Source organism: Streptomyces sp. B3I8, from assembly GCF_030816915.1.
GTDB lineage: Bacteria > Actinomycetota > Actinomycetes > Streptomycetales > Streptomycetaceae > Streptomyces.
On sequence record NZ_JAUSYN010000002.1, the window covers coordinates 3352977 to 3378151 of the forward strand.

Consider the following 25175-nt stretch of genomic DNA (forward strand, 5'->3'; position numbering starts at 1 on the left):
CGACAAGCCCGCTCACGGACGGGCCGGCCCGTGCCCACCCACGCACACGGGGACACACAAAACCACGCGCCGTGGGCCCGACGCAGCCAGGCACAAAAAAATCGCGCTGGACTCGGCGGAGTCCAGCGCGATGACGACGCACCCTCAATGAGCCCGGAAAGGGCCCCGAGTGACGTGGGCGTGGGGGCTGTTGGGGCAGCTCCCGCGTCGCTTTCAGCTGTGATGAGCGGGTTGCTCCCGGACGCTCCGACCAGTTGGGGAACCAGCCGTTTTGCCCGGTGAAGCGGTTGTTCAGGCCTCGCTGCGCTGCTGCGGAATACCCGCGAGCAGCGCGCGGACCTCGGCCTCGCGGTAACGGCGATGCCCGCCGAGCGTGCGGATCGACGTGAGCTTGCCGGCCTTCGCCCACCGCGTGACCGTCTTCGGGTCGACGCGGAACATCGTGGCGACCTCAGCCGGGGTCAGCAGCGGCTCGGCATCAGGGGTGCGAGCGGTCATGAGCGGCCTCCTCGGGAGAACCGACGTTCTCGGTTCTTTCCTCTAAATTCTGCACCTTGACCCACGTTGCCCGAAATGGCGGACGAGGGTCGAGTCGGTTATAGGACGAACGGCTTGTCCTCGGCACTACAACTACACCATCCGTCCAGCCGTGTAGGCCAAACCGATGGAATTGCCCTCCCAGGTGTTCATCAGCGACGGATGCCGATGGACCGTGTCATAGCGGACAGTCACACCGGTGTGACGATCAGTCACAGGGCGATCAGTCGCCACCTAACCCCCCAAGAGCATGCAATGCTGAAATCTCCACCCATGCCTGGGCAGAAGGGGCCTCCCCCGGGCTCCTTGTCCTATTTTGGCACGAGGAAGGGCGTTAGGCGCAAGGGCCGCGTTAAGTGCAATCCATCACGCTTGACGGTATACGCCCGGATCGGTCGGTGATGTCCCAGCCGGCGACACCGTTCCCCCGTCGGTACGTCAACCTTGGGCCAACGGTTGTCACTTCAGCATGTCGCATGGGTCACAATTCGCACACTGTTTCCCGCTAGGTCAGGAACACCGTACCCAGTCGGACACGCGTGCCGCGAATCAGTCGACGTTCCGTCAGGAGACGTACACGCGGAGCGAGTTGGGCCGGGTCGACGACGGCCGGAGCGCGGTGCCGACGGCCGCGAGGCCCCGTTCAGTTCGCCGAGCGGCGGTCCCGGACCGACCGCCAGCGCTCCACCAGCCGCGCGTACGCCTCGCCGGCCGCCGCCCCGTCCCCCTGCCGCAACGCCTCGATGCCCTCGGCGACGTCCGCCGCCGAGTGGTCGCCGTCGAGCTCCTCGGGCGGCAGCACATGCACCAGCCCCCCGTAGTCCAGCTCCACCAGGGAGCGCGGATGGAACTCCTCCAGCCAGCGCCCCACGTCCAGCAGCCCCTCGATCATCGGGCCCTCGTCGAAGGCGTTCCGCAGCGCGCGCAGCCCCCGCGCCACCCGCCGCCGCGCCTGCACCATGGGCGTGCGGTAGCGCAGCACCGGCACCCCGCCCGCGCCGGGCTCCGCACCCGCCCCGGCGTACTCCCGCTCCCCGTCGCCCACCAGGACGAACCAGTGCAGCGGCACGTGCCAGGTGGAGGACCTGATCCACGGGCGCGCGTCGGGGTTGCGGCGCAGCCAGCGCTCGTAGTCCTGCGTGGCCTGGCGCCGCACCAACGGCGGCAGCACCGCGTCGAGCACGGGCGGCGGCAGTTCCTCGCCCAGGCCGTCCAGCGCCTGCCAGCCGCGCAGCCGGGTGCGCCAGGGGCAGACGCACAGCACCCCGTCGATCTCCGTCACGAACGCGTCGTCGCTCTCGTGGACCGGGACCGCGACCGGCGGGGTGGGCAGCAGGTCGGCCAGCGAGCGGCGCAGCTCGTCCTGGTAGGAGGGGCGGTCGGGGCGCCGCGCGTACCGCGCCCAGTGGCCGCGTTCCGGTTCCGGGAAGGCGGCCAGCGGTTCGTACACACGCAAGTAGGACGCGTACGGAACGATCACCGAGGACACCTTGGGCACGCCTGCTCCCTCCCCCACCCGACCTGACGTGAAGCATTTTCCCGCGCCCCGCACACGAAGCCCCCGCCGGGACCCGGGACGCGGCCGGACCGTGGGCCGTGGAGGCGCCCGGCCGGGCGGAAACCATGCCAAATCGTCCCACGGAAGCGTGTCGGTGTCCGTCGCGAGAGAGTGATCGGGAACACCGTGCGGAACACGGGCCCCGCCGCGTTCTACGCTCGTCCCACGGAGCCCGCCATCCGCACGGGATCCGCACCCATCGCCGCCACATCACCGGGAGTCACCACCGTGACCGACGTACCCCACGGCGTCCTGCACACCCTGTTCCAGTCGGACCAGGGCGGTCATGAGCAGGTCGTGCTCTGCCAGGACCGGGCCAGCGGCCTGAAGGCCGTCATCGCCCTCCACTCCACCGCCCTGGGCCCCGCCCTGGGCGGTACGCGTTTCTACCCCTACGCCTCCGAGGAGGAGGCCGTCGCCGACGCCCTCAACCTCGCGCGCGGGATGTCGTACAAGAACGCCATGGCCGGACTCGACCACGGTGGCGGCAAGGCCGTGATCATCGGTGACCCCGAGCGGATCAAGACCGAGGAACTGCTGCTCGCCTACGGGCGGGCCGTGGCCTCGCTGGGCGGGCGGTACGTGACCGCCTGCGACGTCGGCACGTACGTCGCCGACATGGACGTCGTCGCCCGTGAGTGCCGCTGGACCACGGGGCGCTCCCCGGAGAACGGCGGCGCCGGCGACTCCTCCGTGCTCACCGCCTTCGGCGTCTACCAGGGCATGCGGGCCGGGGCCCAGCACCTGTGGGGCGATCCGACGCTGCGCGACCGCACGGTGGGCATCGCGGGCGTCGGCAAGGTCGGGCACCACCTGGTGGAGCACCTGGTGCGGGAGGGCGCGCGGGTGGTGGTCACCGATGTGCGTGAGGACGCCGTGCACCGGGTCACCGAAGGCCGCCCCCAGGTCACCGCCGTCGCCGACACCGAGGCGCTGATCACCACCGAGGGGCTCGACATCTACGCCCCGTGCGCGCTCGGCGGGGCCCTGAACGACGTCACCGTGCCGGTGCTGACGGCGGAACTGGTGTGCGGGGCGGCCAACAACCAGCTCGCGCACCCGGGCGTGGAGAAGGACCTCGCCGACCGCGGGATCCTCTACGCGCCGGACTACGTGGTGAACGCGGGCGGTGTCATCCAGGTCGCCGACGAGTTGCACGGCTTCGACTTCGAGCGGTGCCGGGCGAAGGCCGCGAAGATCTTCGACACCACGCTCGACATCTTCGCACGTGCGAAGGCGGACGGGGTTCCGCCGGCCGCCGCGGCCGACCGGATCGCCGAGCAGCGGATGGCGGAAGCCGGCGCCGCACGCTGACCGGAGCATTGCGGACGGACGACGGGCGGCGGGCGGCGGGCGGACCGGAGGCGGTCTGTTTCCGGCCAGGAGCCGGCCACCGTGCGGAGCGCCCCGTGGCCGCCCCCGGCCGCTCCGGGAACGGCCCCCGCCGTTCCCGGTGCCCGACCGCGCGGAAGCTCCGGGCGACCGCCCGGGAGCTGCCGGTACCCCGCCGGGGGCACATGGAGACAACTCTCACGTCTGTCGGCGGGTCGTGCTCCGACAAGTGGTTAAAATCGCGGTTGACCAGCCAGGACGGGGCCTTCCGGGGACCCTGTGCACACGCTGCTCCTGCGGGCGACGTACCGTATGGGCGTGGGCTCAGGTACCGTGGAAGCCCTACGGACGGTCTCTCCACCGAGAGCCCGTCCCAGATCATGAACGCGTGTCAAGACTCTGGGGCCGTCGAGCCCCGTCGTTGAGGGGGTCGAGCCATGGGGCGCGGCCGGGCCAAGGCCAAGCAGACTAAGGTCGCCCGCCAGCTGAAGTACAACAGCGGCGGGACGGACCTGTCACGCCTGGCCGAGGAGCTGGGCGCATCGACGTCGAACGAGCCGCCTAATGGCGACCGGTTCGAGGACGATGAGCAAGAGGACGACGAGCTGTATTCTCGTTATGCCGACCTCTATGAGGACGACGACGAGGACGAGGACGAGCAGTCCTCACAGCATCGTCGCGGCGCTTGACCTGCACTGAGCACATACCCGGTCGGTGACTTCCGGTCACCGACCGGGTTCTGTGCTGCCTGCGGGGGCGAGTGCCGCCCTCCACCTTTCTACCGCGCGTGGTCGCCCTCCAGGGTGGCGCCGGTGGCGTGGTCCTGTCGGCCGGTGATCTCACCGGCCACCCAGGCGTCGACGCCACGGTCGCCCAGGGTCGCCAGCGCGGTGTCGACCGATCCCTCGGGGACGACGGCGATCATGCCGACGCCCATGTTCAGCGTCTTCTCCAGTTCGAGCTGTTCGACGTCGCCGGTCCGGCCGACCAGGTCGAAGACCGGGGCGGGCGTCCAGGTGGCGCGGTCCACGCGCGCGTGGAGCCCGTCGGGGATCACGCGGGCGAGGTTGGCCGCCAGTCCGCCGCCGGTGACGTGGCTGAAGGCGTGCACCTCGGTGGTGCGGGTCAGGGCCAGGCAGTCCAGCGAGTAGATCTTGGTGGGCTCCAGCAGCTCCTCGCCGAGAGTGCGGCCGAACTCCTCCACCCGGGCGTCGAGCGCGAGCCCGGCCCGCTCCAGCAGGACGTGGCGGACCAGCGAGTACCCGTTCGAGTGAAGCCCGGAGGACGCCATCGCGATCACCGCGTCGCCCTCGCGGATGCGGTCCGGGCCGAGCAGCCGGTCGGCCTCCACGACTCCGGTGCCTGCGCCCGCCACGTCGAAGTCGTCGGGACCCAGCAGACCGGGGTGCTCGGCCGTCTCCCCGCCGACCAGGGCGCAGCCGGCCAGCACACAGCCCTCGGCGATGCCCTTGACGACGGCGGCGACCCGCTCGGGGTGCACCTTGCCGACGCAGATGTAGTCGGTCATGAACAGCGGCTCGGCACCGCACACCACGATGTCGTCCATGACCATGGCGACCAGGTCGTGGCCGATCGTGTCGTAGACCGCCCAGCTGACGGGCGATGTCGACCTTGGTGCCGACGCCGTCGGTGGCGGAGGCGAGCAGCGGGCGCTCGTACTTCTTCAGGGCGGAGGCGTCGAAGAGTCCGGCGAAGCCGCCGAGGCCGCCGAGGACCTCGGGGCGGCGCGTCTTCTTCACCCACTCCTTCATCAGTTCGACGGCACGGTCGCCCGCCTCGATGTCGACGCCCGCGGCCGCGTAGCTGGCACCGGACGGGGAGCCAGGGGTCGTCCCGGTGGTCTCGGACATGTGGGTTCGCACCTTCGGTCGTACGGCGGTCGGAAAGGGGGAGAGCTGGTCTCGGTGGGGAATCGGTCCGGGGCCCCGGAGAGGGCCGTGGAGGGGCCGGGCCCGCCCCGGGGCACGCGCGGGCGCCGGCCCGACGATGAGCGGCTCGACGGTGAGCCGGGCGGGCCGGCGGGCCCCCGGGGCGCCTACGGGCGGCGGATCGCGTCGCTGGCGGCCGTGGCGGCGGGCCCGGCGGCCAGCTCGGTCTCCAGCAGCTGCTTGCCCAGGAGCTCGGGGTCGGGGAGGTCCATCGGGTACTCGCCGTCGAAGCAGGCCCGGCACAGGTTCGGCTTGGCGATGGTGGTCGCCTCGATCATGCCGTCGAGCGAGATGTACGCCAGGGAGTCGGCGCCGAGCGAGGTGCCGATCTCGTCGGTGGACATGCCGTTGGCGATCAGCTCCGCACGGGTGGCGAAGTCGATGCCGAAGAAGCAGGGCCACTTCACCGGCGGGGAGGAGATCCGGATGTGCACCTCGGCGGCGCCCGCCTCGCGCAGCATCCGCACCAGGGCCCGCTGGGTGTTGCCGCGCACGATCGAGTCGTCGACGACGACCAGGCGCTTGCCCCTGATGACTTCCTTGAGGGGGTTCAGCTTCAGCCGGATCCCGAGCTGGCGGATGGTCTGGGAAGGCTGGATGAACGTACGGCCGACGTACGCGTTCTTCACCAGGCCGGCGCCGAACGGGATGCCCGAGGCCTCCGCGTAGCCGATGGCGGCGGGGGTCCCGGACTCCGGCGTGGCTATGACCAGGTCGGCCTCGGCGGGCGCTTCCTTCGCCAGCCGGCGGCCCATCTCGACGCGCGAGAGGTACACGTTCCGCCCGGCGATGTCGGTATCAGGACGGGCCAGGTAGACGTATTCGAAAACGCAGCCCTTGGGCTTCGCTTCCGCGAATCGGGACGTACGCAGACCGTTCTCGTCGATGGCGACGAACTCGCCCGGTTCGATCTCCCGTACGAAGCTGGCGCCGCAGATGTCGAGCGCCGCCGACTCCGAGGCGACCACCCAGCCGCGCTCCAGCCGGCCGAGGACCAGCGGGCGGATGCCCTGCGGGTCACGGGCGGCGTACAGCGTGTGCTGGTCCATGAAGACGAGCGAGAAGGCGCCCTGGACCTGGGGAAGCACCTTGCCCGCGGCTTCCTCGACGGTGAGCGGCTTGCCGTCCTCGTCGGACTGGCCCGCGAGGAGCGCGGTGATCAGGTCCGTGTCGTTGGTGGCCGCCACCTTGGGGGTGCGGCCGTCCTGCTTGGGCAGGTCGGCGACCATCTCGGCGAGCTGCGCCGTGTTGACGAGGTTGCCGTTGTGCCCGAGCGCGATCGATCCCTGCGCGGTGGCGCGGAACGTCGGCTGGGCGTTCTCCCACACGGAGGCACCGGTGGTCGAGTAGCGGGCGTGACCGACCGCGATGTGGCCCTGGAGGGACCCGAGGGAACCTTCGTCGAAGACCTGGGACACCAGGCCCATGTCCTTGAAGACGAGAATCTGGGAGCCGTTGCTGACCGCGATTCCCGCGGACTCCTGGCCCCGGTGCTGAAGGGCGTACAACCCGAAGTAAGTGAGTTTGGCGACCTCTTCGCCCGGAGCCCAGACACCGAAGACGCCACAAGCGTCCTGGGGGCCTTTCTCACCGGGGAGCAGATCATGACTGAGTCGACCGTCACCACGTGGCACGCGATCGAGTGTAGGCGAGATCGCGCACTGGTCCGAATCCGATGCGGTCCCCGGGCAACGGGGCGAGGACCGGGCGACGAGCCCCGCGCCGCCCCGACACCTGGTCACCGACCACCCCTGACCAGGGAAAACAGCGCTCCGCGCCCCCTGCGGCGACCGTCGGCCGCCGGTCGCCGCAGGGGGCGCGGGCGGGGGTCGCGAGTGAGCCGTCGCACACCGGGGCCTCAGCTCATCAGCGGGAGCAGTCCGCCCAGGTCGGCCCGCTCACCGCTCGCGCTGACCTTCGCGCCCGCGAGCGCGGTGTGCCAGTCCGTACGGCCGGTGGCCAGGCGGATCCAGGTCAGCGGGTCGGTCTCCACGACGTTGGGCGGGGTGCCGCGGGTGTGCCGGGGGCCCTCCACGCACTGCACGACGGCGTACGGCGGCACGCGGACCTCGGTGGAGGCGCCGGGGGCGCGGGCGGCGAGGGTGTCCGCGAGCAGCCGGGTGCAGGCGGCGAGGGCCTGGCGGTCCAGGGGGACGTCCAGCCCCGGGACGGCGTCGTTGAGGTCGTCGGTGTGGACGGCGAGCTCGACGGTGCGGGTGACCAGGTGGTCGGCGAGGGTCATGCCGCCGGCCCGGGTGGCGACGAGGCGCTCGGGGGGCGTGTCGGTGAGCACCTGGACGAGCCGCTCCTCCACGCGCGCGTAGAGGGCGTCCAGGTCGGGGTTGGCCTCGGCGAGGGTGTGGGTGCCCTCCGCGATCGCGTCGGCGTGGCGGGCGGTGGCGGAGGCGTAGTCCAGGGGGCCGCGTTCCGCGCGGGCGGGGGCGGGGCGGTCCACGGCGAGGTTGACGCTCTCCACGGCCATGGTGAGGTGCGCGGCGAGGTCCCGCACGGTCCAGGTACCGAGGCGGGTGGGTCCGGACAACTGTGCGGGAGTGAGGGTGCGGACGGCCGCGTGGACGTGCCGGAACTGGGCGAGGACGGCGGTACGGGTCCTGCCGGGATCGTAGGTGCGGGCGCGCTTCTTGGCGGGGGGCATGGGGGTGAGGGTAGAGGGGGCGGGACGGGTGCCTGGTGGTTTCTCGCCCCCGCGGCCGCCGCTGCCCGTCCCCTCCCTGTCGGGGGGCTCCGCCCCTGGGACCCAGGAGCCCGGGGAGTGCGGTGGGTGGGTGAGTGCGGCTCGCGTCGTGGTTGCTCGCGCGGTTCCCCGCGCCCCCGGAACCCGTCCGGACGGGTCGAGGCCCCGCCCGGGGCTCAGGTCCGGACGGGGCCTCGACGTACTGGAAGGCGCGGTACGCGGCTACGCGAGCAGGGCGGGAATCGTCCCCTCGTGCGCCTCGCGCAGCTCGGCCAGGGGCAGCGCGAACTCGCCCTGCACCTCGACCGTGTCGCCGTCCACGACACCGATGCGGGTGACGGGCAGCCCCCGCGCCCCGCACATGTCGGTGAAGCGGAGCTCCTCGGAGCGCGGCACGGCCACGACCGCGCGGCCCGCCGACTCGGAGAACAGGAAGGTGAACGCGTCCAGACCGTCGGGGACGACCAGCCGCGCGCCCTTGCCGCCGAGCAGCGCGGACTCCACGACCGCCTGGATCAGGCCGCCGTCGGACAGGTCGTGCGCGGAGTCGACCATGCCGTCGCGGGAGGCGGAGATGAGGATCTCGCCGAGCAGCCGTTCGCGCTCCAGGTCCACCTGGGGCGGCAGCCCCCCGAGGTGGTCGTGGATCACCTGGGACCAGGCCGAGCCGCTGAACTCCTCACGCGTGTCGCCGAGGAGGTACAGGAGCTGCCCCTCCTCCTGGAAGGCGACCGGCGTGCGGCGCGCCACGTCGTCGATGACGCCGAGGACGGCCACGACCGGGGTCGGGTGGATGGCCGCCTCGCCCGTCTGGTTGTAGAGCGAGACGTTGCCGCCGGTCACCGGCGTGCCGAGCTGCAGGCAGCCGTCCGCCAGGCCGCGGACGGCCTCCGCGAACTGCCACATGACCGCCGGGTCCTCGGGGGAGCCGAAGTTCAGGCAGTCGGAGACGGCGAGCGGCTTGGCACCGGTCGTCGCCACGTTGCGGTAGGCCTCGGCGAGGGCGAGCTGCGCGCCCGTGTACGGGTCGAGCTTGGCGTACCGGCCGTTGCCGTCGGTGGCGAGGGCGACGCCGAGGCCGGACTCCTCGTCGATGCGGATCATGCCGGAGTCCTCGGGCTGGGCGAGGACGGTGTTGCCCTGCACGAAGTGGTCGTACTGCTGGGTGATCCACTTCTTGGAGGCCTGGTTGGGGGAGGCGACCAGCTTCAGGACCTGGTCCTTCAGCTCCTCCGCGGTCTGCGGCCGGGGCAGCTTCTCCGCGCCGTCCGCCTGGAGGGCGTCCTGCCACTCGGGGCGGGCGTACGGGCGTTCGTACACCGGGCCCTCGTGGGCGACGGTGCGCGGGTCGACGTCGACGATCTTGCCGCCGTGCCAGAAGATCTCCAGCCGGTCGCCGTCGGTGACCTCACCGATGACGGTGGCGATGACGTCCCACTTGTCGCAGATCTCGAGGAAGCGGCCGACCTTCTCCGGCTCGACGACCGCGCACATGCGCTCCTGCGACTCGCTCATGAGGATCTCCTCGGGCGAGAGCGTGGAGTCGCGCAGCGGGACGTCGTCCAGGGTGACGCGCATGCCGCCGGAGCCGTTCGACGCCAGTTCGCTCGTCGCGCAGGACAGGCCCGCCGCGCCGAGGTCCTGGATGCCGACGACCAGCTTCTCGGCGAACGCCTCCAGGGTGCACTCGATGAGGAGCTTCTCCTGGAAGGGGTCGCCGACCTGGACGGCGGGGCGCTTGGACGGCTTCGCGTCGTCGAAGGTCTCGGAGGCCAGGATGGAGGCGCCGCCGATGCCGTCGCCGCCCGTCCGGGCCCCGTACAGGATGACCTTGTTGCCGGCGCCGGACGCCTTGGCGAGGTGGATGTCCTCGTGCCGCATGACGCCGATGGCACCGGCGTTGACCAGCGGGTTGCCCTGGTAGCAGGCGTCGAAGACGACCTCGCCGCCGATGTTGGGCAGGCCCAGGCAGTTGCCGTAGCCGCCGATGCCGGCGACGACACCGGGCAGGACGCGCTTGGTGTCCGGGTGGTCGGCCGCGCCGAAGCGCAGCGGGTCCACGACGGCGACCGGGCGCGCGCCCATCGCGATGATGTCGCGCACGATGCCGCCCACCCCGGTGGCCGCGCCCTGGTAGGGCTCCACGTAGGAGGGGTGGTTGTGCGACTCCACCTTGAAGGTGACGGCGTAGCCCTGGCCGACGTCCACGACGCCCGCGTTCTCGCCGATGCCGACGAGCATCGCGTCGTTCTCGGGGGCCTTCTCGCCGAACTGGCGGAGGTGGACCTTGGAGGACTTGTACGAGCAGTGCTCGGACCACATCACCGAGTACATGGCGAGCTCGGCGCCGGTCGGGCGGCGGCCCAGGATCTCGACGACGCGCTCGTACTCGTCCTTCTTCAGACCGAGCTCGGCCCAGGGCAGCGCGACATCGGGGGTCGCGGCCGCGTGTTCGACCGTGTCCAGAGGTGTCTTGCTCATGCGCTGACCAGCTTCTTGAGGATCGACGTGAAGAAGGGGAGGCCGTCGGTGCGGCCGCTGCCGACGAGCGGCTCCACGGCGTGCTCCGGGTGCGGCATGAGGCCGACGACGTTGCCCGCGGCGTTGGTGATGCCGGCGATGTCGTTGAGCGAGCCGTTGGGGTTGCCGTAGCCGGCGGCGGAGTCGCCGTCGACCGCGTAGCGGAAGGCGACGCGGCCCTCGGCCTCCAGCTCCGCCAGTGTCCGCGCGTCGGCGACGAACCGGCCGTCCATGTTCTTGAGCGGGATGCTGATCTCCTGGCCCGCGTCGTAGTCGGTGGTCCAGGCGGTGTCCGCGTTCTCCACCCGCAGCTTCTGGTCGCGGCAGATGAAGTGCAGGTGGTCGTTGCCGAGCATGCCGCCGGGCAGGAGGTGGGCCTCGGTGAGGATCTGGAAGCCGTTGCAGATGCCGAGCACCGGGAGGCCGGCCTTCGCCTGGTCGATGACGGTGTCCATGACCGGCGAGAAACGCGCGATGGCGCCCGCGCGCAGATAGTCACCGTAGGAGAAACCGCCGCACAGCACCACGGCGTCGACCTGCCTGAGGTCCTTGTCCTTGTGCCAGAGCGCCACGGGTTCGGCGCCGGCGACACGGATCGCGCGCTGCGTGTCCCGGTCGTCGAGACTGCCGGGGAAAGTGACGACGCCAATACGAGCGGTCACTTCGCGGCCCCCGCGACCACGTCCGCGGACTCGACCTTCACGGTGAAGTCCTCGATCACGGTGTTGGCGAGGAAGGATTCCGCCAGATCATGGATCCGCGCGAGGGCGGCGTCGTCGACCGGCCCGTCCACCTCGAGTTCGAATCGCTTTCCCTGACGTACGTCGGAGATGCCCTCGAAACCGAGCCGCGGCAGTGCGCGCTGCACCGCCTGGCCCTGGGGGTCGAGGATCTCCGGCTTGAGCATGACGTCGACTACGACGCGTGCCACTGGCACTCCCGGTGTGTGGTGCTGAGCAGGTTCCTTCAGACTACCCGTACGAAATTTCTACGCGGGTAGATTCGTAGGAAAGCACGGAATGGGCGACGGCGGTCACACACGCCCCCGGCAAGCGCGGGAGAGCCACTGCGCCGGACTTCGTCACGGAATCGGCATGAGCGGTGTCACGATCGGGTGTCGGCCGCCCGGCGACACGAAAAGATCAGGAAAAGATCAGGCGTCCGACAGTGGTTCCTATTGCGCGGGGACACGCGGGCGGATTTAGTCGTTCCGCCCACGGCATTGCGCGGCCCTGTACAAAGGAATTGGCAATAGCCGATACTTTGCTCAATGGCATCCAAAGACGCGGTGCCAATCAATGGGCCAGTACCGGGCAGTACCCCACCAAGTACACCGACCCAGTACACCCACCCAAGTACACCCACTCCATTGACAGCCGGACAGTCGACATCCGCCGGACGCGACCGCATCCGCGGGTCCGTGATGTCGCACGAAGGGACCGATATTCGTGGCGCAGCGTGTCGTGGTCACACTCTTTGACGACATCGACGGCTCGGAAGCGGCCGAAACGATCGCCTTCGGGCTCGACGGCAGGTCGTACGAGATCGACCTGAACCAGACGAATGCCGAGGAGCTGCGGACGGCGCTCGCGCCGTACGTGGAGGCGGGCCGCAAGCGGGCGCGCTCCGGCAAGGCGTACCGGGAGACGGTGGTCGCCCCGGACCCGGCGGCGGTCCGGGCGTGGGCGCAGGCGCACCGGATGGACGTGCCGGCCCGGGGGCGCATCCCGAAGCGGGTGTACGAGGCGTTCGCCGAGGCGCAGTGAGGGCGGCGGGGCGCGCGGCGGGGGCGGTCGTCCGCGGCTCGTGGTGACCGGCCGACGGCCGGTCACGCGCCCCCGGCGCCAACCGACTTGCGCACCACCCCCGCTGATCGGCTAAAGTCTGGAGCACGCCGCCGGGCAGGGCCGAAAAAGTCCAGCTCACGGAGTACATGCGGGTGTAGTTCAGTAGTAGAACACCCCCTTTCCAAGGGGGAGGCGCAGTGTGCAATTCCTGTCACCCGCTCTGCACCGCCGGACCGATGCCCTCAGTGGATCAGGTAGGCTGGTGCCGCACCGATCGGTGAAAGCCGGTCGGGGGCATTGCGGACGTAGCTCAGTTGGTAGAGCGCAACCTTGCCAAGGTTGAGGTCGCGAGTTCGAGCCTCGTCGTCCGCTCGGGAAAATCGAAGGCCCCGGTCCTTTTGGACCGGGGCCTTCGTCGTGCGCGGTCCGGATGCCGGCGGTCCGGATGCCGGCGTCCGGAAGGACCGCGATTCCGCCGACCACCGGCTCAGTCCGTCCGCGGGAGCGTCTTCGGGCGGAGCGCGTCGACGAGGAGATCGAGCAGGCGGTCGACCCGCTCCCGGGAGGCGCCGTCCCTGATGGCGGCGAACACGCCGACGAGCAGCGTGAGTACGTCGTCGGAGCCGATGTCCGCGCGGAGCGTGCCGGCCGCGGCGCCCTGTTCCAGGATCTCGGTGATCGTGGCGGTGACGCGTTCGCGCGAGGGGGCTGCGATGCGACCGGAGGCGAGGGCGGTGCGCAGGACGTCCGTCATTCCGCGTTTGGTGGCCACGAAGGCGGCGTAGCGGCCCATCCAGGCCCGCAGGGCGATGTCGGCGGGGTGCAGGTCGAGCAGGGCGGAGGCGCTCTGGGTGGCGGCGTCGAGTTCGGTGGCGTAGACGGCATCGACGAGGTCCTCGCGGGTGGGGAAGTGGCGGTACAGGGTCCCGATGCCGACGCCCGCCCGGCGGGCGACGGTCTCCAGCGGGACCGGGCCGTCCGCCGCGGCGAAGGCGGCCTGAGCGGCGGCGATGAGCTTCTCGCGGTTGCGCCGCGCATCACGGCGCACCGGCCGGCCGGCGGGGTCGGCCGCATCGGCGGACCCGGCCGGGTGCCGCGGGCTCGGGGGCGGGGACGGCGGGACGGCGGACGGACTCAAAACGGAGGCTCCTCCGGTAGTGCTACGGTGGGCGTAACGGAGGTCCCTCCGTTTCGTTCAGTCTCTCACGGGAGCAGGTCGCCATGACGTCCGGATCCACCCCCGCCCCCGACTCGATCGCCTCGGCCCCGACGCCTCGTCCCGGAGGCACCGGCGAGCTGGCCGGCCACATCGTCGCGCGCCTCGGATACGGCGCCATGCAGCTCCGTCGCCTGCACGACGACCGGGCTGCCGCCCTCGCCCTCCTGCGCCACGCCGTCGACCTCGGTGTCGACCACGTGGACACCGCCGAGTTCTACGGCAACGGCTTCGTCAACGACGTGATCCGCGAGGCGTTGCGACCCGGGGACGGCGTGGTGATCGTCAGCAAGGTGGGGGCCGTCTCCGATCCCGGCGGTCCGTTCCCCATGCGGGTGGCCCAACGCCCCGAGGAACTGCGCGCCGCCGTCGAGACCAACCTCGCCACGCTCGGAGTCGAGCAGGTCCCGGTGGTCAACCTGCGCCGTACGGACGTCGGATTCACGCCGCCCGTGCCCGACGACCAGATCGTCGGCCTCGACGACCAGCTCGCGGAGATGACCGCGTTGCGCGACGAGGGCAAGATCGGCGCCATCGGCCTGAGCAGCGTGTCCCCGGACGTGCTGCGCCGCGCCCTGCCGGCGGGCATCGTGTGCGTCCAGAACCCCTACAGCCTCGTGGCCCGCGAGGACGAGGAACTGCTCGACCTGTGTGCGGCGGAGCGGATCGCCTGGGTGCCCTACTTCCCCCTGGGCGGCGCGCTGCCGGGCGGGGCGAAGGTGACCGACGAGCCCGCCGTGCTCGCCGCCGCCGAGCGCCTGGGCCGCACCCCGGCCCAGGTCGGCCTGGCCTGGCTGCTGCACCACAGCCCGCGCACCCTGCTCATCCCGGGCACCGCCACCACCGGCCACCTCGAAGCGAACCTGGCGGCGGGCGCGATCACCCTCGACGCGGAGACCCTCGCCGGCCTTGACGCGATCCCCCCGCGTCAGTCCGTCGCGCGTCGATCCGGCGGCCCGCTCCACTGACCGGTCAGCCCGATCCGGCCGGCCCGGACCCGGAGGTACCGGCGCGTTCTCCGGGGCGTACGCACGCTCGCGATGCGGCCGTGCCGCAGCCACGGATGCCGGGGAGGGGCGGACGGTGCGTGGGCAGGGTGAACGGTGTGAGGGTGGCCACGTCCCTGCGCCACGAGCCGCCCGGCCGCCGGGTGCTGATCGTGACCGGTCACGGACGGCCGGGCCGTCCCGAGCGGGTTACGGAGGCGGCCGTTCGCGGGTTCGCGCCGAAGGCGGTGGGCGCTCGGCGGCTCGCGGAGGTCGTCCACGCCGTGCACGCGGGAATCGCCTGCGCCGAAACCGAGTTGGCGGCGGATGCGACGCGCGGCGGGAACTCGCCGCCGACCGCGCGGGAGGCGCAGGTGGGGGAGTCCGCCGCCGACGGGACGCCGGTCGCGCAGATCGCCGGGCGGGCAGCACCCGCGGAGGGGACCGTACGGACCCACCTCTCCTCGGCGGCTGCCGAGCCGGGGGTGGAGGACCGTCACCCGGCGGTGCGTCCCGCGCGTGAGCACGGTTGGGTATAGTTGCCTGCGCGCCACGGCGCAGTGCGGACGTAGCTCAGTTGGTAGAGCGCAACCTTGCCAAGGTTGAGGTCGCGAGTTCGAGCCTCGTCGTCCGCTCCAGGCTCCAGCGGGAGCGAGCGAAGGCCCCGGTCCGATGGACCGGGGCCTTCGTCGTGCCCGGAGGCGCCGGGCTTCGGCGGTCTCAGTTCCAGCGGACGCCCGTCAGACGCTCGTAGGCCTCCACGTACTTGCCGCGGGTGGCCTCGACCACCTCGTCCGGCAGGGCGGGAGGCGGCTGCTCGGCGGTGCGGTCCCAGCCGGAGGCGGGCGAGGTCAGCCAGTCGCGTACGAACTGCTTGTCGTACGAGGGCTGCGCGCGGCCCGGCTGCCAGTCGTCGGCGGGCCAGAAGCGGGAGGAGTCGGGGGTGAGGACCTCGTCGGCGAGGACCAGGTCGTCGCCGTCGAATCCGAACTCGAACTTGGTGTCGGCCAGGAGGATGCCCCGGTCGCGGGCGATGTCCCGCCCCCGGGAGTAGACGGCGAGCGTGGCCTGCCGGAGCTGGGCGGCGGTGTCGGCGCCGACCTGGCGGGCGACCTCCTCGTAGGAGACGTTCTCGTCGTGGTCGCCGACCGCCGCCTTGGTGGCCGGCGTGAAGATCGGCGCGGGCAGCTCGGAGCCGTCGACCAGACCCTCGGGGAGGGCGAGACCGCAGACCGTGCGGGACGCGTTGTACTCGACAAGGCCCGAGCCGGTCAGGTAACCCCGGGCCACGCACTCCACCGGCACCATGCGCAGCGACTTGCAGACCAGGGTGCGGCCGCGCCAGTCGGCGGGGGCGCCGGCGGGCAGTTCGGTGCTCAGGACGTGCCCCGGGACGAGGTCGGCGAGCTGGTCGAACCACCACAGGGACAGCTGGGTGAGGATGCGGCCCTTGTCGGGGATCTCCGTCGGCAGCACCCAGTCGTACGCGGAGATGCGGTCGCTGGCGACCATCACCAGGTCGCCCGCCGCGTTCTGGTACAGCTCGCGCACCTTGCCGGTGTGCAGGTGCACCAGACCCGGCACCTGGACGGGCTCGGGCTTTTCCACGAATCCGGACACGGTTCCTCCCCGGTTCTGTCCTATGGCTCGATTCTCCCGTATGCGGAACGTCGGCTTCGGCCAGGGTGGACCGTCGGGGGCCGGGACGCGCGCCCCGCCGGGCGCGAGGCACGGCCCCCGAAGCGTTTACTCCCGTTTGCAGATGCGGTCCAGGAGGCCGGCGGTGGCGCGCTGGACCCGGGCGTCGACATGCCCGGGACGATCCAGTGCCGGCGACCAGGCGAAGGTTCCGGACGCGAAGACCAGCGCACCGGAGGGGGCCCGGTACAGGGAGGTCTCCTGGTGACGCACGACACCCTCGGCGTCCCGGTAGGGGGAGTGGGCGAGCAGGATGCGGTCCTCGTGCTCGGGAAGAGGAGCGCGCGGGAAGTAGCGGTCGGCCTCGCCCGCCACCATGCCCGTCAGCTCCTCGCCCTCGTGGGCTCCGGCACCCTCCCACAGCCAGTGATCGGCGTTGCGCACGACCAGCGGGCGCGGTTCGGGGACGCGGCCCTGGTACTGGATGCCGAGGAGTTCCTGTTCCGGCCGGTCGATCTCCCGCCACAGCACCGGCCGGCCGGGACCCTGGCGCTTGCGGCAGGTCAGCAGCCGATCGGGGGTGCCGGACGGGGACGGGCCCAGCTCCACCTGCCAGTACATCGTGTTGGAGGACAGGAAGACGAGCGAGGTGCCGCACTCCCTGGCCAGCTCCACGGCCCGCCGCATGTTCGCCGACCAGTACTCGTCGTGGCCCGGGAAGACCAGGCCCCGGTACCGCGTGACGTCCACGCGCCCGGCGTGCAGGTCGCGGGCGTCGGCGTAGGCAAGGTCGTAGCCGTAGCGCTCGGCCCAGCGGATCACGTCGTAGGCGTGGCCGACGTGCAGCGGGAGGCCCGCACCCGCGTAGGGGCGGTCGAAGGAGACGGTGGTGGCGGCCTCGGACTCGCCGAGCAGCCGGCCCCCCTCGTCCCAGGCGTGGTAGAGGCTGGCGCCGGTGCGGCCGTCCTCCGGGTAGAGGTTGTACGCCTGCCAGGTGATGTCCGGCAGCAGGAGCAGCAGGTCGGCCGGGCGGGTGTCGCGCACGGTGAACGGCACGTGGGAACGGTGACCGTCGGTGGTGGTCAGGACGGCCACGTAGGCGCCGGAGGTCCAGTCCTGGGGGACCTGCAGCCGCCAGGACAGCCACCAGTGGTGGCAGGAGACGGTGCGCTCGGCGGTGAGCGGCGGGGGCTGGACTATGCCGGACAGGCGCGGGCTGCTGGTCATCTTGTGGGCGCCCTCGCCGCCGTAGTGCCCGATCCGGTAGATGTCGACGCCGAACTCCTGGGGCGGGTCGACGCTGATGTGGAAGTCGACGGCCTCCCCGGGCGCCACCGCCCCGGTCGAGGCGAAGCCCTTGATCTGGCCGTGCACGTCGTCCGCGGAGCGGGGGCCGGAGGTGCGGGCGGGACGGTCGGAGGGGTGGCGGGGGGCGGGTACGGAGGCCGCCCGGGTGCCGCCGCCGGACCGGTGCTCGGCCTCTTCGGCGGCGGGGTCGACGTACCAGGGGACGACCTGGCCCGTGTCGTCGAAGTAGTACTCCTCGCCCCGCAGCCAGGGGAGGGGCCCCTGGCCGAAGGGGTCCGTGACGGCGTGCGCGAGGGCCCCCGACTCCCAGCGACGGATCCGTTCCGATCCCATACGCCGTCCCTCCCCCATGCTCTTTTCGCCTGCGTCGGTGATCCCGGCGCCTTATGCCACGGTCAGCTGACGCGTACCCATGCCGCCCACGCGTTCGGACCAAGCACATCACAATATGCGCGCACGCCGTCACCGGTTGTTGTGAATTTGACGAGAAGCGACGGCGAGGTGTCCGGTTGGCACATTTCGGCGGGAACGACTGGAAACAACGGGGACGGGCGGGAGCGGCCGTCTGGGTGACGGATCGCGTTGCCGGATCGGTGCGGGGATCGGTGCGGGGATCGGTGCGGGCATCGGTGCGGGCATCGGTGCGGGCATCGGTGCGGGCATCGGTGCGGGCATCGGTGCGGGCATCGGTGGTGCCGGATCGGTGGTGCCGGATCGGACCGGCCGGATCAGACCAGCCGCACCGGTTTCTCCGCGCGCACCCCCGACCGTCCGAGCCAGTCCCGCAGCGGGCCCGGATCACCCGTGTCCACCAGCGTCCGCACCAACGGCGGCAGATCCGCCGCCCGCTTTCCCCGGACGAGCAGCGTCGGGCCGTCGAGCCAGTCGAGACCCGGCACGGCACCGGCGGTGTCCATGGCGGCGCAGCACACCATGGCGATGACGTGGTCGGCGAGCAGCTCGCGCCCGGTGCGCGGCGGCTGGAGGGGGAACAGCGGGAGCATGCCGTCGTCCAGCAGGCCCCGGTCGGGTCCCGTCTGCTGCCCCGCGGCCGGTACCGGACCGGGCCCGGCGGCGGCCTCCTCCCGCGCCACCTCGGCGGCGAGCACGGCAGCGAGCGCGGCAGCGGGCACAGTGCCGCCCTCGTCCTCGCCGCCGTCGTGGACGGAGTCGAGTACGTCGCCGGGCGAGCCGTTGCCGGGTGAGGCGTAGTCGGGTGAGGCGTAGTCGGGTGAGCCGTTGCCGGGTGAGGCGTTGTCGGGCAGGGTGCCCGGTACGGCGTCGGGGGTCTCGGCGGTGGAGCCGTCCCCTCCGTCCGCGCCCCCCGGCACCGACAGGTGGTCCAGAAGGCGGGCGAGGGTCGGCCCCTGGGCGCCCGCGCGGGACGCGTCGGGGCAGTGGCGGACACCGAGCGCGTCCAGGACCCGGTGCAGCCGGGCCGCGTCCATGCGCCACTTGCGGTCCACGACCTCCTCGGGGTACTCGTGCCAGGCGACCGGTGCCCAGTCGGGACCGGACTCCGCGGGCCCGCCGTGGAAGAGACGGGCGGCCAGGAGCGAGACGGCCTCGTCCACCGTGCCCGGTTCCTCCAGCAGGTCGCAGGCGGGCCGCTGGCCCAGCCGGGAGGTGAACCCCTCGGCCAGCCGGTCCCGACGCGACAGCTCGGTGAGTGCCGCGACGACCCCCGCGTCCAGCCGCGACGGCCAGCGGCCCATCCGCCAGGCCGGCAGCGCCACCCGGGTCAGCAGCCGGTCCCAGCCGGCGTAGGCCAGCCCGACCTGCTCCTGGGCCACGATCCGCACGCCGTAGTCCACGGTCTGCGCCCGCTCGGCCGCCGCGGCGGCCACCCCGCGCTCCATCTCCGCCGCGTGCTCCCGGCAACTGCGGAGCAGCAGCCGCGCGACCCAGCCGGCACCGGCTCCCGCCGTCCGCACGAGCGGACCGCGCCCGGGGTCGGAGGTCACGGCCACGGCCGCGTCCAGCCCCCGTACGAAGCGCCGGGCGGCCGCTATGTCCGGGTGGGCCGAGGGCCCCGTACCGGCGACGACCGGGGCGAGCACCGCCCGCAGTTCGCCGACCCGCATCCACCACAGGAAGGGCGAGCCGATCACGAGCACCGGTGCCGTGTCGGCGCGGCGGGATCCGTCGCCCGCGCCGGACCCGCCGGATATCAGGAAGGGGGCACGCAGGCGACCGCGTATGCCCCGTGGGCCGCGTATCGCCTCCTCGTCCTCGGCACCGCCGCGGTCGGAGTGCGGGGGCGTGCCGTGGGCGGGGTGGGTGCGGTCCTCCAGCCAGCTGTCGCAGTCCGGGGTGAGGGCTATCGCCGAGGGCACGGGCACGTCGAGGCGGTCGGCCAGGTCGCGCACCAACCGGTACAGGTCGGGCGCCGCCTTCTCACCGACCGGGACCGTGGGGCTCACGGCCGGCCGGGCACGGGCGACGACCAGGGCGATGCCCGCCCCGCACAACAGGACGACGACGGCGACGGCCGTCACCGCACCGCGTGCGGCGGACCAGCCGCCGCCGAGGCGGCCGGTGGCACCGCCCACGAGAAGGACGGCGGCCACGGCGGCGGGCAGCAGGGCGACGGCCACCGCCCGGCTGCGGATCCGCAGCACGGCCAGTGCCCTGGAGCGCGCGGCGTGCGCGCCCGCCTCCACACCCATACCGGTCACGACCGGACGTCACCCCCTGCCTGTCGGCGTGCGTTGCTCACTCCCCCACTGTGGCACCCGCCACCGACATCGCAATGCCGGTGGGCCAAGTGCCGGAACGCTTGCGCGGCACCCTAGTTGGGGCCTCCGGCCCCGTCATCCGGATGGGGGGCCGGTCACTCGATGGAATGGCTTTGGGGAGAGGTGGCTGACCTGAGCGTGCATCACGACACCGTTTCCGGTAATGGGCTTTCCGGCGGTGGGTCGTCAGTGGCGAAGTGCCGGTGGCGGGGTGCCGGTGACGGCGATGCCGGTGGCGGGTCCTCGTTTCGGCCACGCGCGGGTTCGGCCACGCGCGAGGGCCCCGGGTTCCGAGTGGAGTCGGAACCGGGGCCCTCGCGGAGTGGTCGGACCGGTCTCGCCGGCCCGCGCGTCACTGCTCGCCCGTGGCGGCCTTCAGCGCGATGTCCGTGCGGTGGTGGGCGCCGTCGAGGTGGATGCGGGCGACGGCGGTGTACGCCCGGTCGCGCGCCTGGGTGAGGTCCTCGCCGGTGGCCGTCACGGACAGCACCCGGCCCCCGGCGCTCACGACCCGGTCCCCGTCGCGCCGGGTTCCGGCGTGCAGTACGTAGGCGTGCGGGGCGTCCTGGATCTCCACCTCGTCGAGACCGATGATGGGGTCCCCGGTCCGCGGGGTGCCCGGGTAGTTGTGCGAGGCGAGGACGACGGTGACGGCCGCGTCGTCGCTCCAGCGCAGCGGCTCGAGATCGGCGAGCGTGCCGTTCGCCGACGCCAGCAGCACTCCCGCGAGCGGCGTCTTCAGCCGGGCGAGGACCACCTGGGTCTCGGGGTCGCCGAAGCGCGCGTTGAATTCGATCACACGTACGCCCCGGGAGGTGATCGCCAGGCCGGCGTAGAGCAGTCCGGAGAACGGGGTGCCGCGGCGGCGCATCTCGTCCACGGTCGGCTGCAACACCGTGGCCAGCACCTCTTCGACCAGCTTGGGCTCGGCCCAGGGCAGCGGCGAGTAGGCGCCCATCCCGCCGGTGTTCGGGCCCTCGTCGCCGTTCAGCGCGCGCTTGAAGTCCTGGGCGGGCCGGAGCGGGAGGACCGTCTCACCGTCGGTGATCGCGAAGAGCGACACCTCGGGTCCGTCGAGGTACTCCTCGACGACCACGCGCTCGCACGCTGCGGCGTGCGCCTTGGCCGTGTCGAGGTCGTCGGTGACGACGACGCCCTTGCCTGCGGCGAGCCCGTCGTCCTTGACGACGTACGGCGCCCCGAAGGCGTCGAGGGCCCTCTCGGCCTCCTCGGCGGTCGTGCACACGTACGACCGTGCGGTGGGGACACCGGCGGCGGCCATCACTTCCTTGGCGAACGCCTTGGAGCCCTCCAGGCGCGCGGCCTCGCCGGACGGGCCGAAGCAGGGGATGCCTGCCTCGCGCACGGCGTCGGCGACGCCCGCGACGAGCGGGGCCTCCGGGCCGACGACGACCAGCCCGGCCCCGAGCTCCTCGGCGAGCGCGGCCACGGCCTTGCCGTCGAGCGCGTCGACCGGGTGCAGCTCGGCGACCCCGGCGATGCCGGCGTTGCCGGGGGCGCAGTGCAGCGCCGTGACGTCGGGGTCGAGGGACAGAGCACGGCACAAGGCGTGTTCGCGGGCACCGCTACCGATGACGAGGACCTTCACGGGGTGAAGCCTAACGGGCGCGGACCGGTGGCTTTGTGGCGGGCGACGAGAGGCAGGAGGAACGACGTTCGTACGTTCATCCGAACGAGGTCGGGGTGAGGAGGGGCCCCGGGCACGGGGACGCGTGCCGGTGCCGGGGTGGTGCCGCTCTCCTGCGGCCGGCCTCCCCCGCCGTTCGTCCGGGCCCCCCAGCCGTCCGAATCACCTGCTCGTCCGAATCACCTGCTCGTTCGAGTCACTCGTTCGAGAACTCGTCCATCACGGTCGCGCCCAGCTCGCGGACGATCAGTTCGTGGCCGGAGAGGGCGGACTCGTCGAGGTCGGGGTCGTCCTCCTCCGCCATGTCGTCCTCAGGCGCGACGGGCGCCCGGCGCGGTGCGGTGTCCACGGTCGCCGACGGGGACGGTCCCGCGGCCGGGGCCGACGCGGCGGCAGGGCCGGCGGACGGTCGTGGTGCGGGGGGCGCGGCCTGCGACGAGGTGGGGGGCGCGGTGGCGAGCCCGCCGCTCCGGCCTCCGGCGCCGCCCGTGCCGTACCCCTCCGCGCCAGGCCCGTCGGCCTGGCGCGACGGGCCTGTGGAACCCGACCGGAAGCCCGTACCGCCGCCACCTCCGCTCCCGCCGCCGAACCCGGGTCCGCCGCCGGCGGGGGACATCGCGCCGCCGGGCCCGAACGCCGGTGCACCGCCCCCGGGCCCACCGAAGCCCCCGGAGCCTCCTGAACCGCCCGGTCCCTCGACGACCGCGTCGATCTTCCACTGCACGTTGAACTGCTCGGAGAGCGCCTGCCGGAGCACCTCCTCGCTGCCGCTGCTCGCGAAGTTGTCCCGGGCGCCCGCGTTGACGAAGCCGATCTGCAACGTCGTGCCGTCGAAGGCCGTGACCTGGGCGTTCTGGCTCAGCAGAATCCAGGTGAAGCGGCGACGGTTCTTGACCGCCTCCAGGATGTCGGGCCACAGCACACGCGGATCCGGCCCGCCGGGAACGGAAACCGGACCGGCGCCGGGGCCCGGAGCCGAGGGCGCCGGCGCGGCCGCCGCCGTCGACGTGCGCGGACCGGGAGCCGCGGCGGCACCGCCCGCCTGATGGCCGCCGCCCCCCGTGGGCGCCGCGGTGGGCCAGCCACCGGGACGCCGACCGGCGCCGGTGGGCGCGGCGGTGGGCCAAGCACCGGGCGCGGCAGCGCCGCCACCGGGGGAGCCGTCCTGCGGCGCGGGGGCCGGCCCGGGCTGCGGGGGCGCGACGGCACCCGCCGCCGGAGGCTCACTGCCGGGACCGTTCGGTGGCACCGCCCCGCCGTTCCGCGCCACCGCCCCGGCCGCGGCGACACCGCCCTCGGGCGGAACCGGCGCGTCGCCCGGGGGAGCCTGCGCCGGACCTCCCTGCTGCACCATCCCGGAATCGCCCGCGCCGTATCCCCCCTGCGCACCACCGGCCGACGCTCCGCCATGGGCCCCGGGTCCCGGGACGTAGCCCATGGCGGGACCGGCACCGGCCGCGGCGAAACCGACGCCGCGCTCCAGCCGGTCCATGCGGGCCATGACGGACCGCTCGTCGCCGTAGGCCGCGGGCAGCAGGACGCGCGCGCAGATGAGTTCGAGCTGGAGCCGGGGCGAGGTCGCCCCACGCATCTCCGACAACCCCTCGTTGACCAGGTCGGCGGCGCGGCTGAGCTCGGCCGCGCCGAACACGCCCGCCTGCGCCCGCATCCGTTCGACGACGTCGTCGGGGGCGTCGATCAGCCCCTTCTCGGCAGCGTCGGGAACAGCGGCGAGGATGACCAGGTCGCGCAGCCGCTCCAGCAGGTCGGTGACGAACCGCCGTGGGTCGTTGCCGCCCTCGATGATCCGGTCGACGACCTCGAACGCCGCCGCCCCGTCCCCGGAGGCGAACGCCTCCACCACGGAGTCGAGCAGCGAGCTGTCCGTGTAGCCGAGCAGGGCGGTGGCCATGGCGTATGTCACGCCCCGGTCCCCGGCACCGGCGAGGAGCTGGTCCATCACGGACATGGAGTCACGCACGGACCCGGCGCCCGCGCGCACGACCAGCGGCAGCACCCCGTCCTCGACGGGGATGTCCTCCTGCCTGCACACCTCGCCCAGGTAGTCCCGCAGCGTGCCGGGCGGCACGAGCCGGAACGGATAGTGATGGGTACGGGAGCGGATCGTCCCGATGACCTTCTCGGGCTCGGTGGTGGCGAAGACGAACTTCAGGTGCTCCGGAGGCTCCTCGACGACCTTGAGCAGCGCGTTGAAGCCGGCCGGCGTGACCATGTGGGCCTCGTCGATGATGTAGATCTTGTACCGGCTGCTCGCGGGCCCGAAGAAGGCCTTCTCCCGCAGGTCACGGGCGTCGTCCACACCGCCGTGCGAGGCGGCGTCGATCTCGATGACGTCGAGCGAGCCCGGGCCGTTGCGCGCGAGGTCGCGGCAGGACTGGCACTCGCCGCACGGCGTCGGCGTGGGTCCCTGCTCGCAGTTCAGGCAGCGGGCCAGGATCCGGGCGCTGGTGGTCTTCCCGCAGCCGCGCGGACCGCTGAACAGGTACGCGTGATTGACCCGGTTGTTCCGCAGCGCCTGCTGCAGCGGGTCGGTGACGTGCTCCTGCCCGATGACCTCGGCGAACGACTCCGGGCGGTAACGGCGGTACAGCGCGAGAGAGGACACGCATACGAGGTTATAGGCGCCCACCGACAACGGACCCCGCCACCGAGGAGACCCCGAACACGCCGACGGCCCCACCGCGGGCCGGAACCTCGGGCCACGGGCCCGGGCATTCCCGGCGGGGAAAAACGAAGACCCCCCACGCACCCGCCAGAGCCGACCTACCCTTGCTGCCTTCCGGCCCTGGGGGAGTTCAGTCAGATAGCGCCGCGTGAGGGGCTGAGGCCCAGCGTACCCGATCGCCGGCCCCCCGATCGAGTTCGCGACCACTCCCCACCGTCATGTAATGTTCCCGGCGGAGGATTCGCCTAGAGGCCTAGGGCGCACGCTTGGAAAGCGTGTTGGGGGCAACCCCTCACGAGTTCGAATCTCGTATCCTCCGCCAGTGCCTCACCGGGCACGATGTCGAAGGGCCCCACCGCTTGCGGTGGGGCCCTTCGACGTGCGTGGTCTCAGTTTTGGTCTCAGTTGCAGTGATCGGATCGGCGCGGACCTGGGCGGACGGCGTGCATCCGCCAGTGCCTCTGACGCGTCACCGTGCTGGGCGCCGCCCCGCATTTCCTCCCGCGGCTCCCCGGCAGCCATAGCGGTCGAGTAGGCCCGCTCCGCACGTGGTGTGGCCTCATTGCACACACCGGTC

At 72.4% G+C, this 25175-nt stretch carries 18 protein-coding genes, 4 tRNA genes, 1 other RNA gene and 1 pseudogene; 9 read left to right on the plus strand and 15 right to left on the minus strand.

All coding sequences use genetic code 11. The features are described 5' to 3' along the window. Positions 1–291: 291 nt before the first annotated feature. Together bldC and QFZ64_RS16980 are read right to left on the minus strand one after the other, a co-directional pair. A complete protein-coding gene (gene bldC / locus QFZ64_RS16975; protein ID WP_003949541.1) occupies positions 292–498 on the minus strand; it encodes a developmental transcriptional regulator BldC in 207 nt (68 codons plus the stop codon). Between the two features lie 682 nt (positions 499–1180). Then, a complete protein-coding gene (locus tag QFZ64_RS16980; protein WP_307066631.1) occupies positions 1181–2035 on the minus strand; it encodes a hypothetical protein in 855 nt (284 codons plus the stop codon). Between the two features lie 288 nt (positions 2036–2323). Between QFZ64_RS16980 and QFZ64_RS16985 the strand changes: the two genes are divergently transcribed. Then, the gene (locus QFZ64_RS16985; protein ID WP_307066634.1) at positions 2324–3409 is read left to right on the plus strand and encodes a Glu/Leu/Phe/Val dehydrogenase dimerization domain-containing protein; all 1086 of its coding nucleotides are present in this window, start codon (positions 2324–2326) and stop codon (positions 3407–3409) included. A 455-nt stretch (positions 3410–3864) separates the two neighbouring features. After that, positions 3865–4116 carry a DUF3073 domain-containing protein gene (locus QFZ64_RS16990; protein WP_307066636.1) on the plus strand — a complete coding sequence of 84 codons (252 nt, stop codon included), beginning with the start codon at positions 3865–3867 and terminating at the stop codon, positions 4114–4116. 89 nt (positions 4117–4205) lie between these two features. Here QFZ64_RS16990 and purM read toward each other — a convergent pair. The 6 genes and pseudogenes from purM to purS form a co-directional block, all read right to left on the minus strand. Further along, positions 4206–5298 (minus strand): annotated as a pseudogene (purM, locus tag QFZ64_RS16995) (phosphoribosylformylglycinamidine cyclo-ligase). A gap of 185 nt (positions 5299–5483) precedes the next feature. Continuing rightward, on the minus strand, positions 5484–7010 hold the full coding sequence (gene purF / locus QFZ64_RS17000) for an amidophosphoribosyltransferase (protein ID WP_307066638.1): 1527 nt from the start codon (positions 7008–7010) through the stop codon (positions 5484–5486). A 224-nt stretch (positions 7011–7234) separates the two neighbouring features. Continuing rightward, positions 7235–8032, minus strand: a complete 798-nt coding sequence (locus tag QFZ64_RS17005; protein WP_307066640.1) for a maleylpyruvate isomerase family mycothiol-dependent enzyme — start codon at positions 8030–8032, stop codon at positions 7235–7237. A gap of 261 nt (positions 8033–8293) precedes the next feature. After that, complete coding sequence (purL, locus tag QFZ64_RS17010) at positions 8294–10552, minus strand: phosphoribosylformylglycinamidine synthase subunit PurL (protein WP_307066642.1); 2259 nt, start codon at positions 10550–10552, stop codon at positions 8294–8296. Continuing rightward, a complete protein-coding gene (gene purQ, locus QFZ64_RS17015; protein ID WP_307066644.1) occupies positions 10549–11253 on the minus strand; it encodes a phosphoribosylformylglycinamidine synthase subunit PurQ in 705 nt (234 codons plus the stop codon). The genes purL and purQ overlap by 4 nt, the downstream gene beginning before the upstream one ends. After that, positions 11250–11522: a phosphoribosylformylglycinamidine synthase subunit PurS gene (purS, locus tag QFZ64_RS17020; protein ID WP_307066646.1), complete on the minus strand. Its 273-nt coding sequence runs from the start codon at positions 11520–11522 to the stop codon at positions 11250–11252. The genes purQ and purS overlap by 4 nt, the downstream gene beginning before the upstream one ends. A gap of 517 nt (positions 11523–12039) precedes the next feature. Between purS and QFZ64_RS17025 the strand changes: the two genes are divergently transcribed. The 3 genes from QFZ64_RS17025 to QFZ64_RS17035 all read left to right on the plus strand — a co-directional run bounded on the left by QFZ64_RS17025 (position 12040) and on the right by QFZ64_RS17035 (position 12750). Further along, a complete protein-coding gene (locus tag QFZ64_RS17025; RefSeq protein ID WP_307066648.1) occupies positions 12040–12357 on the plus strand; it encodes an Lsr2 family protein in 318 nt (105 codons plus the stop codon). A gap of 169 nt (positions 12358–12526) precedes the next feature. After that, positions 12527–12598, plus strand: a tRNA-Gly gene (locus QFZ64_RS17030). 79 nt (positions 12599–12677) lie between these two features. Beyond that, positions 12678–12750: transfer RNA gene (locus tag QFZ64_RS17035), tRNA-Gly, on the plus strand. Between the two features lie 115 nt (positions 12751–12865). On the opposite strand, the gene QFZ64_RS17040 is transcribed toward QFZ64_RS17035, so the two are convergent. Continuing rightward, on the minus strand, positions 12866–13516 hold the full coding sequence (locus QFZ64_RS17040; RefSeq protein WP_373430620.1) for a TetR/AcrR family transcriptional regulator: 651 nt from the start codon (positions 13514–13516) through the stop codon (positions 12866–12868). Positions 13517–13599: 83 nt separating this feature from the next. Here QFZ64_RS17040 and QFZ64_RS17045 point away from each other — a divergent pair, with 83 nt between their 5' ends. The 3 genes from QFZ64_RS17045 (at position 13600) to QFZ64_RS17055 (ending at position 15218) form a co-directional block, all read left to right on the plus strand. Beyond that, complete coding sequence (locus QFZ64_RS17045) at positions 13600–14562, plus strand: aldo/keto reductase (RefSeq protein ID WP_307066651.1); 963 nt, start codon at positions 13600–13602, stop codon at positions 14560–14562. A 143-nt stretch (positions 14563–14705) separates the two neighbouring features. Then, on the plus strand, positions 14706–15119 hold the full coding sequence (locus tag QFZ64_RS17050) for a hypothetical protein (protein WP_373430621.1): 414 nt from the start codon (positions 14706–14708) through the stop codon (positions 15117–15119). A gap of 23 nt (positions 15120–15142) precedes the next feature. Then, positions 15143–15218 (plus strand) — tRNA-Gly (locus QFZ64_RS17055). Positions 15219–15300: 82 nt separating this feature from the next. Here QFZ64_RS17055 and QFZ64_RS17060 read toward each other — a convergent pair. From QFZ64_RS17060 to ffs, 6 genes are all read right to left on the minus strand, one after another. Beyond that, positions 15301–16200, minus strand: a complete 900-nt coding sequence (locus tag QFZ64_RS17060; RefSeq protein WP_307066653.1) for a phosphoribosylaminoimidazolesuccinocarboxamide synthase — start codon at positions 16198–16200, stop codon at positions 15301–15303. Between the two features lie 126 nt (positions 16201–16326). After that, positions 16327–17859, minus strand: coding sequence for a N,N-dimethylformamidase beta subunit family domain-containing protein (locus QFZ64_RS17065; protein WP_307066654.1), 1533 nt, complete (start codon positions 17857–17859; stop codon positions 16327–16329). A 395-nt stretch (positions 17860–18254) separates the two neighbouring features. Continuing rightward, complete coding sequence (locus QFZ64_RS17070) at positions 18255–20195, minus strand: hypothetical protein (protein ID WP_307071738.1); 1941 nt, start codon at positions 20193–20195, stop codon at positions 18255–18257. 421 nt (positions 20196–20616) lie between these two features. After that, positions 20617–21873: a phosphoribosylamine--glycine ligase gene (gene purD, locus QFZ64_RS17075; protein ID WP_307066656.1), complete on the minus strand. Its 1257-nt coding sequence runs from the start codon at positions 21871–21873 to the stop codon at positions 20617–20619. A 235-nt stretch (positions 21874–22108) separates the two neighbouring features. Then, positions 22109–24538, minus strand: coding sequence for a DNA polymerase III subunit gamma and tau (locus tag QFZ64_RS17080; RefSeq protein ID WP_307066658.1), 2430 nt, complete (start codon positions 24536–24538; stop codon positions 22109–22111). A 124-nt stretch (positions 24539–24662) separates the two neighbouring features. Then, positions 24663–24759, minus strand: an RNA gene (gene ffs / locus QFZ64_RS17085) — signal recognition particle sRNA small type. A gap of 73 nt (positions 24760–24832) precedes the next feature. Between ffs and QFZ64_RS17090 the strand changes: the two genes are divergently transcribed. After that, a tRNA-Ser gene (locus QFZ64_RS17090) sits at positions 24833–24920 on the plus strand. The last annotated feature ends 255 nt before the right edge of the window (positions 24921–25175 follow it).